Origin of the sequence: Ensifer sp. Root278 (assembly GCF_001429285.1) — a bacterium.
Taxonomy (GTDB): Bacteria; Pseudomonadota; Alphaproteobacteria; order Rhizobiales; family Rhizobiaceae; genus Ensifer.
In genome coordinates, this window is sequence record NZ_LMJJ01000040.1 from 825,968 (window position 1) to 839,930 (window position 13,963).

At 62.4% G+C, this 13,963-nt stretch carries 16 protein-coding genes; 5 read left to right on the top strand and 11 right to left on the bottom strand.

The annotated features are described in order from the left end of the window. Positions 1-211 precede the first annotated feature (211 nt). Together ASE60_RS25800 and ASE60_RS25805 are read right to left on the bottom strand one after the other, a co-directional pair. Positions 212-2,065 (bottom strand): TRAP transporter large permease subunit, encoded by a 1,854-nt coding sequence (locus ASE60_RS25800; RefSeq protein ID WP_057254268.1) that lies wholly within the window; start codon positions 2,063-2,065, stop codon positions 212-214. Beyond that, on the bottom strand, positions 2,062-2,637 hold the full coding sequence (locus ASE60_RS25805; protein ID WP_057254270.1) for a TRAP transporter small permease subunit: 576 nt from the start codon (positions 2,635-2,637) through the stop codon (positions 2,062-2,064). The genes ASE60_RS25800 and ASE60_RS25805 overlap by 4 nt, the downstream gene beginning before the upstream one ends. 347 nt (positions 2,638-2,984) lie before the next feature. Here ASE60_RS25805 and ASE60_RS25810 point away from each other — a divergent pair, with 347 nt between their 5' ends. Both ASE60_RS25810 and ASE60_RS25815 read left to right on the top strand, forming a co-directional pair. Next, on the top strand, positions 2,985-4,613 hold the full coding sequence (locus ASE60_RS25810) for a glycoside hydrolase family 43 protein (RefSeq protein ID WP_057254272.1): 1,629 nt from the start codon (positions 2,985-2,987) through the stop codon (positions 4,611-4,613). A 125-nt stretch (positions 4,614-4,738) separates the two neighbouring features. Beyond that, the gene (locus ASE60_RS25815) at positions 4,739-5,140 is read left to right on the top strand and encodes an RcnB family protein (RefSeq protein WP_057254274.1); all 402 of its coding nucleotides are present in this window, start codon (positions 4,739-4,741) and stop codon (positions 5,138-5,140) included. 291 nt (positions 5,141-5,431) lie between these two features. Here the strand turns inward: ASE60_RS25815 and ASE60_RS34890 are convergent, their stop codons facing one another. The 3 genes from ASE60_RS34890 to znuA all read right to left on the bottom strand — a co-directional run bounded on the left by ASE60_RS34890 (position 5,432) and on the right by znuA (position 8,234). Next, positions 5,432-5,644 carry a hypothetical protein gene (locus ASE60_RS34890; RefSeq protein WP_110878712.1) on the bottom strand — a complete coding sequence of 71 codons (213 nt, stop codon included), beginning with the start codon at positions 5,642-5,644 and terminating at the stop codon, positions 5,432-5,434. Continuing rightward, positions 5,644-6,846 (bottom strand): GTP-binding protein, encoded by a 1,203-nt coding sequence (locus ASE60_RS25820; protein ID WP_057254276.1) that lies wholly within the window; start codon positions 6,844-6,846, stop codon positions 5,644-5,646. Before ASE60_RS25820 ends, ASE60_RS34890 begins: the two co-directional genes overlap by 1 nt. A 365-nt stretch (positions 6,847-7,211) precedes the next feature. After that, on the bottom strand, positions 7,212-8,234 hold the full coding sequence (gene znuA, locus ASE60_RS25825) for a zinc ABC transporter substrate-binding protein ZnuA (RefSeq protein ID WP_057254278.1): 1,023 nt from the start codon (positions 8,232-8,234) through the stop codon (positions 7,212-7,214). Positions 8,235-8,418: 184 nt separating this feature from the next. Between znuA and ASE60_RS25830 the strand changes: the two genes are divergently transcribed. From ASE60_RS25830 to ASE60_RS25840, 3 genes are read left to right on the top strand one after another with little or no spacing between them, the layout of a single operon-like run. After that, the gene (locus ASE60_RS25830; RefSeq protein ID WP_057254279.1) at positions 8,419-9,324 is read left to right on the top strand and encodes a metal ABC transporter ATP-binding protein; all 906 of its coding nucleotides are present in this window, start codon (positions 8,419-8,421) and stop codon (positions 9,322-9,324) included. Further along, the gene (gene znuB / locus ASE60_RS25835) at positions 9,317-10,147 is read left to right on the top strand and encodes a zinc ABC transporter permease subunit ZnuB (RefSeq protein WP_057254281.1); all 831 of its coding nucleotides are present in this window, start codon (positions 9,317-9,319) and stop codon (positions 10,145-10,147) included. Before ASE60_RS25830 ends, znuB begins: the two co-directional genes overlap by 8 nt. Then, on the top strand, positions 10,147-10,542 hold the full coding sequence (locus ASE60_RS25840; RefSeq protein WP_057254283.1) for a Fur family transcriptional regulator: 396 nt from the start codon (positions 10,147-10,149) through the stop codon (positions 10,540-10,542). Before znuB ends, ASE60_RS25840 begins: the two co-directional genes overlap by 1 nt. 50 nt (positions 10,543-10,592) lie before the next feature. On the opposite strand, the gene ASE60_RS25845 is transcribed toward ASE60_RS25840, so the two are convergent. The 6 genes from ASE60_RS25845 to ASE60_RS25870 all read right to left on the bottom strand — a co-directional run bounded on the left by ASE60_RS25845 (position 10,593) and on the right by ASE60_RS25870 (position 13,857). Then, positions 10,593-11,123 (bottom strand): gamma carbonic anhydrase family protein, encoded by a 531-nt coding sequence (locus ASE60_RS25845; protein ID WP_057254285.1) that lies wholly within the window; start codon positions 11,121-11,123, stop codon positions 10,593-10,595. A gap of 76 nt (positions 11,124-11,199) precedes the next feature. Beyond that, positions 11,200-11,886, bottom strand: coding sequence for a fumarylacetoacetate hydrolase family protein (locus ASE60_RS25850; protein ID WP_057254473.1), 687 nt, complete (start codon positions 11,884-11,886; stop codon positions 11,200-11,202). A 253-nt stretch (positions 11,887-12,139) separates the two neighbouring features. Next, entirely contained in the window at positions 12,140-12,346 is a 207-nt protein-coding gene (locus ASE60_RS25855) for a hypothetical protein (RefSeq protein WP_057254287.1), read from the bottom strand. A 332-nt stretch (positions 12,347-12,678) separates the two neighbouring features. Next, a complete protein-coding gene (locus ASE60_RS25860) occupies positions 12,679-12,915 on the bottom strand; it encodes a DUF982 domain-containing protein (RefSeq protein WP_082616090.1) in 237 nt (78 codons plus the stop codon). A 197-nt stretch (positions 12,916-13,112) separates the two neighbouring features. Then, positions 13,113-13,349 carry a hypothetical protein gene (locus ASE60_RS25865; protein WP_093232960.1) on the bottom strand — a complete coding sequence of 79 codons (237 nt, stop codon included), beginning with the start codon at positions 13,347-13,349 and terminating at the stop codon, positions 13,113-13,115. A 115-nt stretch (positions 13,350-13,464) separates the two neighbouring features. Further along, on the bottom strand, positions 13,465-13,857 hold the full coding sequence (locus tag ASE60_RS25870; protein WP_057254290.1) for a hypothetical protein: 393 nt from the start codon (positions 13,855-13,857) through the stop codon (positions 13,465-13,467). Positions 13,858-13,963: the final 106 nt, after the last annotated feature.

A 13,963-nucleotide genomic window follows, 5' to 3' on the forward strand; every position in this document is an offset into this window, starting at 1 on the left:
CTTGTGGCGGGGATCCAGCGATCCGACGTCCGTCGGATCGAAAGACTCTTTTCAGCCCAAGGACTTGGGCTGGCTAGATTCCTGTGACAGGCACAGGAATGGGGGAGAGTGTGGTTTGCGCTCGACCTCCTACAGGCATCGAGTATCGTTGTCGGCAAACGAAAAGGGCGGCCCTTGCGGGGCCGCCCTTATATTTTGTGTGCCAGCCGTCTTACTTGAACGAAGGCGGCTGGCTGAGGTCGTTTGACGGTGCCGTCTGCGGCTGGGCACCCGTGCCGCCGAACGAAGGCGGCTGGCTGAGGTCGTTCGAGGGCGCGGTCTGCGGCTGGGCGCCGGAGCCGCCGCCCTGATCCGCAGGCTTCTGGTCGAGCGGGCTGCCGCCTGGAAGCTGCAGGCCGCCCGGAAGGCCGAGGCCACCGCCATTGTCCGGAAGCGTCAGGCCACCACCCGGCGCAAAGCCCGGCACCTCGATCTTGATTGTGTTCGGATCGACGCCCGTGCCCGTTCCCTTGTAGTGCATGACCATCTGCGGGAACATGATCGTCAGCGCCACCATCAGGATCTGGATGCCGACGAAAGGCACCGCACCCCAGTAGATCTGCCCGGTCGTGACGGGCTGGATCGTCTTGCCGGTGATTTTGTCGAGATAGGGCACCTTTGCCGCGACCGAACGCAGATAGAAGAGCGCGAAGCCGAAGGGTGGGTGCATGAAGCTCGTCTGCATGTTGATGCCGAGCAGAACGCCGAACCAGATGAGGTCGATGCCGAGCTTGTCGGCGGCGGGCGCCAGGAGCGGCACGATGATGAAGGCGAGCTCGAAGAAATCCAGGAAGAAGGCCAGGAAGAAGACGAGCAGGTTGACGGTAATGAGGAAGCCGGTTTCGCCGCCCGGCATCGCCGTCAGCAGGTGTTCGACCCAGATGTGGCCGTTGACGCCATAGAAGGTGAGCGAGAAGACGCGCGCACCGATCAGGATGAACAGCACGAAGGCCGAAAGCCGGGTCGTTGCCGTGAGCGCCCCGCGCACCACGTCCATGTTGAGACGGCCCTTGGCGGCTGCCATGATCAGCGCACCGACGGCGCCCATCGCACCGCCTTCGGTCGGCGTCGCGATGCCGAGGAAGATGGTGCCGAGGACGAGGAAGATCAGCGCCAAGGGCGGGATCAGCACGATGATGACCTGCTGGGCAAGCCTCGACATCGCATTGATCTTCAGGCCGCGGTCGATAAGCGCGACGACGTAGATGACGATGACGCCGACGGTGCCGCCGAGGATGTCGGCATTCTCGCCCTGGGTCGGGTAGAGATAGACGTGGGCGGCATACGCGATGCCTGCCGCCACCGCCAGCGCAACGGCGAGCGACGTGACGCCGGAACCGAGCGTGCGGGCTTCCAGCGGCAGGGCCGGCATCGAATCGCGCCGGATGAAGGTCATCAGCAGGATGTAGACCATGTAAAGGCCGGTCAGCACGAGGCCCGGGATCAGGGCGCCGGCGTACATGTCGCCGACCGAGCGGCCGAGCTGGTCGGCAAGAACGATGAGCACGAGCGACGGCGGGATGATCTGGGCAAGCGTGCCCGAAGCCGCGATGACGCCCGAGGCGACCTTCCGGTCATAGCCGTAGCGCAGCATGATCGGCAGCGAGATCAGGCCCATGGCGATGACCGAGGCGGCAACGACACCGGTGGTGGCTGCGAGCAGCGCGCCGACGAAGATGACCGCATAGGCAAGACCGCCGCGGATCGGGCCGAAGAGCTGGCCGACGGTGTCGAGCAGGTCTTCGGCCATGCCCGATTTCTCGAGCACGATCCCCATGAAGGTAAAGAACGGGATGGCGAGCAATGTGTCGTTTGACATCACCCCCCAGAACCGGTCCGGCAGTGCATTGAGCAGCGGCCAGGAAAGATTGATCGAGTCCGACAGCGGCGCGAGCTCGACGCCGATGATGAAGAACAGCAAGCCGTTGGCGGCGAGCGAGAAGGCGACCGGGTATCCCAAGAGCAGGAACACGATCAGCGACGCGAACATGATCGGCGCCAGGTTTTCAGCAATGAATTCGATCATGGACGGGTCTCCGGAGACACGACATCGTCAAGCGGCGCATGGGTCGGCACATAGGGTGTCGGGTCTTCCATGTTTCCGGTCATGATCGCGATCTTCTTGATGATTTCCGACACACCCTGGAAGGCGAGCAGCAGGAAGCCGACCAGCAGGATGGCCTTGGCCGGCCAGATGATCAGGCCGCCGGCCGAGGAGGAGACCTCGCCCGAGACGTAGGACATCTTCACGTAGGGGAAGAGGTAGTAGAGCACCAGGAGAACGAAGGGCATCAGGAACAGCAGGTGTCCGAGCAGATCGATCCAGTGCTGCACGCGACGCGAGAACTGGCCGTAGACCACGTCGATACGGATGTGTTCGTTCTGGCTGAGCGTGTAGGCGGCGGCAAACATGAAGGCGGCGCCGAACAGGTACCATTGCGCCTCGAGCCAGGCGTTCGACGACATGTTGAAGATTTTTCGGATCACGGCATTGCCGGCGCTGACGAGCACTGCCGCCAGGATCAGCCATGAAACGCCCTTTCCGATGAATTCCGTGATCGTGTCTATTAATCGGCTGAAGCCGAGCAAAGCTCTCATCGATTTCCTCCCCGCGATGGCTCTTATGGTTCTTGTGCCAAGCACAGCCAGAGTGCCGATTTCAAGCGCGCGTTCAAGTCCGAGGTACGATTTTCCCGTGTAGTTCGGCCGCCTCCGACTAAAGTAGAATAAGCTGTCCCGGCGCTCTGCCCATTGTTTGTGCAAACCCGTACCGCTTCGTCGGTCTGAGCGTGAGCGGACGGTTCCCGCCGGCGCGTCAGCGGTGCGAATCGGTGTGGAAAGACGGCCATAGAGAGGTGCTTGAACGTCTTACTGCAACGTTGCAGTCTTGAAATCGTATGATTTTTGAGATCGGATGTGCGCACCAACGGAGGACGCCGAAACTCATGACTGCCATGATCCGCAACCCGATCCTGAAGGGGTTCAACCCGGACCCTTCGATCTGCCGCGTCGGCGACGATTACTACATCGCGACCTCCACCTTCGAATGGTATCCGGGCGTGCAGATCCATCACTCGCGTGACCTGGTGAACTGGCGGCTCGTGCGTCGGCCGCTGGAGCGGGCAAGCCAGCTCGACATGCGCGGCAACCCTGATAGCTGCGGCGTCTGGGCGCCGTGCCTGTCCTACAACGACGGGCTGTTCTGGCTGGTTTACACAGACGTCAAGCGCTTCGACGGCAACTTCAAGGACGCGCACAACTACATCGTCACGGCGGAAGCGATCGAGGCGACCTGGTCGGATCCGGTCTACGTCAATTCCTCCGGATTCGATCCGTCGCTCTTCCACGACGATGACGGCCGCAAGTGGTTCCTCAACATGCAGTGGAATCACCGCACCGAGAGTTTCGGCGGTTCGCCCAAGCATCCGGCTTTCGACGGCATTTTGCTGCAGGAGTGGGACGAGCGCACACGCAAGCTTGTCGGTCCGGTGAAGAACATCTTTGCGGGCTCGGCGCTCGGCCTGGTCGAGGGGCCGCATCTCTTCAAACGCAATGGCTGGTACTACCTGACGACGGCGGAAGGCGGCACCGGATATGATCATGCCGTGACCATGGCGCGGTCGCGCACGATCGATGGTCCCTACGAGATGCATCCGGATACCTACCTGATGACATCAAAGGATCACCCGGAGGCGCCGCTGCAGCGCGCGGGACACGGGCAATATGTCGAAACACCTGATGGTCAGGCCTATCACACGCATCTCTGCGGCCGGCCGCTGCCGCCGCAGCGTCGCTGCACGCTCGGCCGCGAGACGGCGCTGCAGAAATGCGTCTGGCGCGATGACGGCTGGCTCTATCTCGAAAGCGGTGGCCCGGTGCCGGAGGTGCTCGTGCCCGCTCCAGTTCAGGTCGAGCGGATACCGGCAGCGACCGTCGTAGAGACGGATTTCAACGACAGCGCGCTGCCGATCGAGTTCCAGTGGCTGCGCACGCCTGCGCCGGAGCGGATCTTTTCGCTCGAATGGCGGCCCGGGCATCTCCGGCTCTTCGGGCGCGAGAGCATCGGCAGTTGGTTCGAGCAGGCGCTGGTCGCCCGCCGACAGGAACATCACGCCTTCCGCGCCGAGACGACGGCCGATTTCAAGGCCGAAACCTATCAGCAGGTCGCGGGCCTGACGCACTACTATAATCGTCACAAGTTCCATGCGCTCGGCATCACCTGGCATGAAACGCTCGGGCGGGCGCTGACCATCCTCTCATGCCCCGGCGATTTCCCGCATGGGCGGCTGGAGTTCCCTGTTGGCAGCGGCATCGCCATCCCCGACGGACCGATCGACCTTGCCATGGAGATCCGCGACAACGATCTGCAGTTCTTCTGGCGGGAGACACGAACAGGGGATTGGCGCGCGATCGGCCCGGTTCTCGATGCGGGCGTCGTTTCGGACGAGGGCGGTCGCGGCGAGCATGGATCCTTCACCGGTGCTTTTGCCGGGATGTTCGCCTTCGACACGTCGGGGGTGGGCAAGGCCGCCGATTTCGACCATTTCCGCTACGTCAGCCTTGCGGAAGGTTGAGTAATGGATATTAGGAATGCAGCATAAGCGTCAGATATCATTACGTATTTGTAATGTAGCGCTTTCATATTCGGTTCAGGAAGAGGGGGCTAATTTTCGGGTGAAGACAACGAAAGGACACCCGAATGAAACGTCTCCTGATCGCGCTCGTCGCCAGCTCCGTTCTGATCGCGCCGGTCGCGGCACTTGCCCAGCCGGCAGGATCCTTCGAGGTGGCGCAGAACTATGACCGCTCCCGCCGCCCAATCGACCGGAATGGCGATCGCCAGATGGATCGTCACGTCGACCGCGACGTCGACAAGCACGTCACGATCGAGAAACGGGTGATCGTCAAGAAGAAGGAACGCTGGGCGCGCGGCCATCGCCTGTCGCCGGCCGACCGCCGCCACATGGCCCAGGTGCGCGACTATCGCTATTACAAGCTGCGTCCGCCGCCGCGCGGCCAGCAGTGGGTGCGGGTCGACAACGACTTCCTTCTGATCAGCCTTGCAACCGGCGTCATCGTCGGCCTGGCGACGGCACGGTGAGGACAATCTTCTGGCCAGGGGCGGCGGTTGCGCCGCCGCTGGCCAGCAATGGCATTTCTATCATTCTGAGGATGCCCCCGGACGCCCGGCGCCGACCAAGACCTCCCTCATCTCTGTGCTTGTCACAGAGATCCAGCCGCCGTGCGTCGGCACGGCGAAAGGAATGCTGGACGCCTGGAGTTTTCTCGCGCCGCCGACGCGGCGCGGCTGGATTCCTGTGACAAGCACAGGAATGAGGAGGTTTTTGCGGCTGTTGCACTTCACAAGCGCCTCTTCGAGTCTTGTTCCCCTTCACTTGGCGCGCACCGCTACCGTTCCGAGGGTCGGCGAGTATTCCCGCTCTCCGAACAACATGCCTTCGATCTCGCCCATTGGCTCCAATGCCTCTTCCTCCCCAGCCGTTTCCCCTAAGAACGGATCGAACATCGGCACCGGCCGCCCGGCGGTGTTGAGCGCCATGCACATGAAGCGCGGCCGACGCGGAATTGGCGCGGCCTCTGCCATCAGGCGGCCCGCGGCGACCAGTTGGCGAAGGGATCGGCGAGATCGCGCCAGCGCTCTGGTTGGAAGGCTTCGTCGGCGATGAGGCAGGCGTCGAGTTCGGCGCGAATCTCTGTCTCGCTCATCGGATCTGCGCCGATGAAGACGATCTCCTGGCGTCGGTCGCCCCAGACCGGATCGATATAGGGACCGACAGCCTTCAGGAAGCCAGGGTCGCGCGGCCATTGCTCCTTCGGCACCGCGGACCACCAGAGGCCCATCTTGCCGGTTCTGACGAGCGGACCCGCCTGGCTGATCTCGCCGACATAGTGCGGCCGGGTCGCGAGCCAGAAGAAACCCTTGGCCCTGAGGACGCCCGGCCAGGAGCGATTGAGAAAAGCCTGGAAGCGCATGGGATCGAGAGGCCGGCGGGCGCGATAGACGAAGGAGTGGATGCCGTATTCCTCTGTCTCCGGAACATGATCCTTGAAACCGTGCAGTTCCTTGTACCAGAGGGGATGCTGCTCAGCCTTGATGATGTCAAAGCGGCCGGTTCCGAGCACGTCGCGAAGCGCCACCTTGCCGAAGTCGGTTTGGATCAGCTGAGCATCCGGATTAAGGCCGACGATGATCTTGCGGGCGGCGTCCAGCTGCTCGGGCGTGGCGGTGCCGATCTTGTTCAAAACGACGACATCGGCGAATTCGATCTGCTCGACAAGCAAGTCGACGAGCGTGCGTGTATCGCCTTCACCCGCCGTCTCACCGCGATCGGCAAGGAAATCGAGCGAGGAATAGTCCGCGATCAGGTTCACGGCATCGACGACGGTGACCATCGTGTCGAGGCGCGCGACATCGGCCAGGCTCTCGCCGTCCTCGTCGCGAAAGTCGAAGGTGGTGGCGACGGGCAGGGGCTCGGAAATGCCGCTCGATTCGATCAGCAGATAGTCGAAGCGGTTCTGTTCGGCGAGGTTGCGGACCTCCTTCAGCAGATCCTCGCGCAGCGTGCAACAGATGCAGCCATTGGTCATTTCCACCAGTTGCTCTTCCGTGCGCGAGAGGCCGGCGCCGCCGTCGCGCACCAGCGCCGCGTCGATGTTGACTTCGCTCATGTCGTTGACGATGACGGCGACGCGCAGGCCGTCGCGGTTGGAAAGCACGTGGTTGAGCAGCGTCGTCTTGCCGGCGCCGAGGAAGCCGGAGAGAACGGTAACGGGAAGCTTTTCCATCGATTGTTTCCTGTATGTTATATCGTTACGGTTGTTGCGGGTAAAAAAGGCGAGCACGATCGCCCGCTTCAGCCTGCTGACAAAGCCGCCTCCGATCGGGAGGGCCCGCCGATGAAGGCAGGGTCAACACCTCCGTCATTCCTGTGCCTGTCACAGGAATCCAGCTGGCCCAAGTCCTTGGGTCGAAAGAGTTTTTTTACCCGACGGACGTCGGGTCACTGCATCCCGCCACAAGGGCGAGGATGACGGAGTGTGGGATAACCGCTCGCAAGCATGCCATCTCACGCTTTGCCAGCGGAGCGAGGCGGGCGCTCCCCACATTCGAGAGAAGCGAACGCCCGCCTTTGCCGTCTTGGGAGGACGGATCAGCTTGCCGAGGCGAGGCAGGTTTTCAGCGATGTGCCGATGTTTTCCATCAGCTGGAAGTAGAGATCCGGGCCGGCGTCGAGCGTGCCGGCTTCCGGGTCGAGCGTGCCGGATTTCGCCGGCGTTCCTTCGATCACCACATTGATCAGCTTCGGCTCGAACTGCGGCTCGGCAAAAACACAGGTCGCACCTAGCTCCTTGATCTTGGCATGGATCTGGGAAAGTCGCTCGGCGCCCGGCAGCACTTCCGGGCTGACCGTGATCGAGCCGGCGACGCGGACCTTGTAGCGGTGCTCGAAATACTGATAGGCATCGTGGAAGACGACGAAGGGCTTGTCTTTCACCGGCGCGACCGTTTCGGCAAGCTTTGCATCAAGGTCGTCCAGCCGCTTGTTCAACGCCTCAAGATTGGCCTTGTAGGCGCCGGCATTGTCCGGATCGGCTTCGGCGAGCGTCTTCTCGATCTCGGCAGCCATCGCCTTGGCATTCACAGGGTCGAGCCACATGTGCATGTCGGTATCGCCGTGGCCGTGCTCATGATCATGGCCGTGATCGTGCCCGGCGGCCGCTTCCGGCGCTGCGGCGTCATCATGCTCCGTTTCGCCTTCCGCATGCTTGTGGCCTTCGTCGCCGTGTCCTTCATCGCCATGGTCATGCGCCTCAAACGCGCCACCCTCGCGGAATTTCAGCTTCTCGAGGCCTGGCGCTTCGCTGAGTTCCACCACCTTGGCGCTGCCACTCAGCGCGTCGAGCGGCTTGTCGAGGAAGGCTTCAAGGCCGGGGCCGACCCAGAAGACCACCTTTGCCGCCTGCAGGGCAGAGGCGTTGGAAGGTTTCATGTTGTAGGTGTGCGGCGAAGCGGCGCCCTCGACAATCAGCGACGGTTCGCCGACGCCCTGCATGATCGAGGCGACGAGGGAGTGGATCGGCTTGATCGAAACCACCACATTGGGACCGGCCGCGATGGCCGGTGCGGCGAGAAGCATGGTGGAGGCAAAAAGCAGGGCGGAAGTCGATTTCATCGGGTTCTCCGGGCTTGAATGGCGCGCCTGGCCCTATCGACCGGGCACGCTGTCGGGCATGCAAAGCATCGATGCAACAGGCCATTGAAGGGCTTGAAGCAATCATGTAATGTTATTACATCAATTGCGTTATGCTATAACGTGTGCGATAGCCAGTGGCAACCATCCAATCCGGAATTTTTTCATGCTGAATTTCCGCTCCCCAGACACGCTGCCGTTGGTCAATATCAGCAATGCCGGTGTGCGCCGCAACGGCCGCTGGCTGGTGCGCGGCGTCGAATTCTCGATCAGCCCGGGCGAGATCGTCACGCTGATCGGGCCGAACGGCTCGGGCAAATCGACGACGGCAAAGGCGGCGATCGGCGTGTTGAAGCCGGATGAGGGCTATGTCGAGCGCAAGCCGGGCCTGAAAGTCGGCTACGTGCCGCAGAAGCTCGCCGTCGACTGGACACTGCCCTTGACGGTCGAGCGGCTGATGACGCTGACCGGCCCCTTGAAGGGCAGGGAGATCGAGGAAGCGCTTTCGGCGACCGGCGTGCTGCATCTGGCGAAAGCTGAAGTCCAGCATCTGTCGGGCGGCGAGTTCCAGCGGGCGCTGCTTGCCCGTGCCATCGCCCGCAAGCCCGACCTGCTGGTGCTGGACGAGCCGGTGCAGGGCGTCGATTTCAGCGGCGAGATTGCGCTTTACGAACTGATCAAACAGATCCGCAACCGCACAGGCTGCGGCATCCTTCTGATTTCGCACGACCTGCACATCGTCATGGCCGAGACCGACACGGTCGTCTGCCTGAACGGCCACGTCTGCTGCCGCGGTACGCCGCAGGCCGTCAGCCAGAGCCCGGAATACCAGAAGCTCTTCGGTAGGCGGGCGGCCAATACGCTTGCGGTCTACAGCCACCATCACGACCATACCCATCTGCCCGATGGTCGGGTGCTCCATGCCGACGGATCGATTACGGAACATTGCTTCCCTGGCGACGGCCACCACCACGACGACGAGGAAAACGTGCACGACCACGGCGAGGATTGCGGGTGCGGCCACCATACGCGGCTGCATGGTTACGACATGAAGGAGAAGCGCGATGCTTGACGATTTCTTCGTGCGCGCGCTGATCGCCGGTATCGGCATTGCCGTCATGGCCGGGCCACTCGGCTGCTTCGTCATCTGGCGGCGCATGGCCTATTTCGGCGACACCATGGCGCATTCGGCGCTGCTCGGCGTGGCGCTGTCGCTGCTTCTCGAGCTCAACCTGATGCTCAGTGTCTTTATCGTCGCGGCCGTCGTCTCGGTACTGCTCCTCTTCCTGCAGCGGCGAGGGGCGCTTTCAACCGATGCGCTGCTCGGCATTCTCTCCCATTCGGCGCTCTCCTTCGGCCTCGTCATCGTCGCCTTCATGACCTGGGTGCGCATCGATCTCGTCGGCTTCCTCTTCGGCGACATTCTGGCTGTCTCCGAATCCGACATCGACATCATCTGGGGCGGCGGCATTCTCGTCATCTTCGCCATCGTCTATCTCTGGCGGCCGCTCTTGGCGTCCACCGTCAATCCGGAACTCGCCGAAGCCGAGGGGCTGAAGCCTGAGCGCACGCGGCTCTTCTTCATGCTGTTGATGGCGCTTGTCATCGCGATCGCCATGAAGATCGTCGGCATCCTGCTGATCACCTCGCTGCTGATCATCCCGGCCGCGACCGCAAGGCGCTTCTCGACCTCGCCGGAGGTGATGGCGGTTCTCGCATCCGTCATCGGTGCGCTCGCGGTGACCGGCGGACTTTTCGGCTCGCTGCACTGGGATACGCCATCGGGACCGTCTATCGTCGTTGATGCGGTTGGGCTTTTCGTTCTGAGTCTGCTACCGATCGGCCGCCGCCCGGTTGAGGCAGCGCATCATTCCACGCCCGGAGGACACCACTGATGGCGACGCCGCAACTGACCAAGAACCAGACATTGGTGATGGATGCGCTCAGCCATTCCGAAGGGCCGATGAGCGCCTACACGATCCTCGACAAGCTGCGCGATCATGGTTTTCGTGCGCCGCTGCAGGTTTATCGCGCGCTCGACAAGCTGCTCGAATACGGCCTCGTGCACCGGCTGGAGAGCCTGAACGCCTTCGTCGCCTGTAGCTGCCCGCATGATCACGAGCACGACCACGGCGTCACCGCCTTCACCATCTGCGAGGGCTGCGGCCAGGTGACGGAGTTTCATGACGAGGCGATCGAGCAGCGGCTTTCGACGCTGACGCGGGCGCAGAACTTCAAGACCGAGAAGACCACGATCGAGATCCGCGGCCATTGCCAGAGCTGCGTGTAAGTTCGGTCCCGCCAATCAGGGCGGACCGCCTTTTCGGATTGGCCTGGGGTTCAATCCAGCCGGGTGAGATCGGAGGCGTAGCGCCGCCAGTTCTTGACGTAGTGCGCTGCCGAGCGCTTCAGCCCTTCAACAGCAGCGTCGTCCAGCGTGCGGATCGCCTTGGCCGGCGCGCCGACGATCAGCGAATTGTCCGGAAACTCCTTGCCCTCGGTCACCAGCGCATTGGCACCGACCAGGCAGTTGCGGCCGATTTTGACGCCATTCAGCACGGTCGCTCCCATGCCGATCAGCGAGTTCTCGCCGATGGTGCAGCCGTGGATGATGGCGCCATGGCCGATGGTGCAGCCTTCGCCGATCGTGACCGGGAAGCCCGGGTCGACATGGATGACGACGTTTTCCTGGATATTGGTGCGGGCGCCGAGCCGGATCGGCTCATTGTCGCCGCGCAGCGTCACGCCGAACCAGATGCCAACCTCGTCGCCAATCTCGACCTGTCCGATGACGTTGGCATCCGGGGCCACCCAGTAGCCGCCGTTCGGCGGGGTCTGCGGGCGAAGCGATCCAAGGGCATAAAGCGGCATCGGCAGGTATCCTTCATGTCGTCTGAAATGATGCAATGCCAGGAAGAGCGCGTTATGCCGCTCCTGGCACGGCGCTCTAGAGAACTGTAACCGCAAGCGCCGCGACGCCGTCGACGCCGCAGGTGACCTGGTCGCCGCGCACGACGGCACCAACGCCCGAGGGCGTGCCGGTCATGATGACGTCGCCGGGAGCCAGCGTGAAGAGCTTGGAGAGCTCGGCGATCACTTCCGGCACCTTCCAGATCATCTGATCGAGATCGCCCTGCTGGCGCATTTCGCCATTCACCTTCAGCCAGATATTGCCGTTGACCGGATGGCCGATCGCTTCGGCCGGCGCGATCGCCGAGACCGGAGCGGAATGTTCGAAGGCCTTGGCGGCAGCCCAGGGCTTTCCGGCCTTCTTGGCCTCGGCCTGCAGGTCGCGGCGGGTGAAGTCGATGCCGACGGCATAGCCGTAGACGCAATCCAGCGCGTCCTCGACGGCGATGTCGCTGCCGCCGCGCTTCAGCGCCACGACGAGTTCCACCTCGTGATGGACGTCGGCGGTCAGCGGCGGATAGGGGAAGGCGCTACCGGCGGCAAGCAGGTTGTCCGGATTCTTCTGGAAGAAGAACGGCGGTTCGCGATCCGGATCGTGCCCCATCTCGATGGCGTGGGCAGCATAGTTGCGGCCGACGCAATAGACCCGGCGAACCGGAAAGCCGACCAGACTGCCTGAGATCGGCAGCAGCACGGGAAGCGGAGGAGGGATGATAGTTTCCATGATCGTCCGGTCTTGGGCGTCCATCGGTCTCAACGGACAGAAAGATCGCTGCGCGTTTGATAGGCGCTCGCCGTCGACCGAGTGCGGTTTCGAGCGAGGCAGGGAAGAATCCGGACGTTACTGCATAAATCCGCGAATCGGAATCGATCCGATGAAAAATAAGACGAAGGTTTGAGAAGGATTTTGGGACTAAAGCGCGCCCGGATGGGCGCGCGAGATCACGGCAGCCGAGAGGATGCCGTGAGCGGCAAACTCAGGCGCAGTGTGCGTAGGCCTGAAGCTGATCGCGGGTCAGGAACCTGCCGTCGGAACGCGAATTGAGCTCCGGATGGCTGTATTCGAGACTGGGAACTTGGGGAAGCTCAAGGGCCTGGCGCACCGTCATGATACCGACGTCACGGCGGCCACCTTCACGCTTCACGCTGACTTCAACGATGCGATAGAGATTGCTCTCGCTCATATGTTCTCTCCCGTATATCGTTTTCTATCGTTTTTTTTTAATTCCCTTGCGGGGAATAAAGCGCTCCGAAATTGGTTTTTGTGAGGCACCTCAGAATATAGCCGGAAGAAGTGAAGGCTTCACGACAGAAATCGGGCCGTTTCTGGAAAAATCATGCATGATTGGGCGATAATGCGCCGAAATGATGCGGTTTTTGGGCAAATGCCCGGTATCTGAGCCGTTCGTCGACGGGTATTGGGGTCTGCGGCTTCAACTAAAACGTCATCTTGCGCCCGCCGCTGGCGAGCGTGCGCCGCTTCGTGCGGCGGGATACGGTCCGGCGCGGTTGCGCCTCAGTGAGCGTCCAGTTCGGCCTCTTCGGCAGCCGATATGAACAGCGTTCGCGCCTCCTCGGCCGTGCGGCGACCATCGATTGCGGCGCGGCAGGCACTGCGGGCGGCAACATAGAACGGCCCGCGGCGGGGCCAATGGTCGGCAAGGCAGGCGAGCGCGTCTGAGGGGCCTTTCACGGTGCGGCACATGCCGCCAACAAAGTCGAGCTCGATCGGCTGTTTCCAGACTACTTGCATGCGTCTCCTCCTCGAGATCATCTCAATGAATGTCGGCACTGCGGCTGTCGGCCCCCTGGCTCCTCTCAAGCGGCATCGACAGTCGATCTTGCTAATGTAGCGCAGGAGGAGGGATTTGTAAGCAGCTTTTCCGTGTTTGATCAGCGCGCTGCACGCGCTGGCGGCGTGCGGCGATGGCCGAAAAGGACGCCACGACCCTAAAGGGAGACGTCGTGCCGCAGGCGCTCGGCAAAGGCGCGTCCTGCAAGAAGCAGGTGCATCTCGTTGGTATTGCCGGCAAGGTAGTCGTCGATCAGCATGCGGGCATGGCGCCGCGCCCGTTCGCCGTCGCGTGCCCAGCCCTGTTCCCGGCAAAGCTCGTCGAAGACACGTTGCAGCCTCTCCATGTCACCCTTCGACAGGGCAAGGCATTGTGTCGCTCGCAAAGGGGCCACCTGTTCCTCCCGCAGCACCCATTTCCCCGCCCGGCACTATGGCAGAACGCAAGCGAATTTGACCCCTTGGGAATGAGGGGTTCCAGTGGTCTAGCGATTAATCGGAGATCGGCTATCAGGCCGCGGGCACGACGCGGTCGACCTTGGTGCGGCGACCGCCTTCCTCGATGCGATAATAGTCGGGGCCGATCTGCGCATACTGGTCGCAGCGCCGCCCGCCGTCCTCGAAGGTGATGCAAACCTCGTCGCCAGTGATCGTGTAGCTGCCGCCGTCGCGCACCTCGTAGTCGCGATAGCCGTAGCGGCCGTCGGCGTAGAAAGTGGAATTGACGCCGTTGAGGTTGTAGCGCAGCGTCTTTCCGACGAGGAAGGCCTGGAGCGCGTCGCCGGAAAGCGTCGGTACGGAGGGGGCAGCCGGTCTCGGCCTTGCGACTTCAGGCGCCTCCAACTCCATCGACTGGCATCCGGCCAAGAGAAGCGTGAGCAGTGCCGCGATCGCGCGTTTCATGCCGTCCGTCCTTTTTCCTGTCAACTGTATCGATACAGGGGGCACTGCCTTACCGTGCAAATCCTTAGTTCGGAATCGATTGATGGGCGAAACTAGGGAGCAGGTT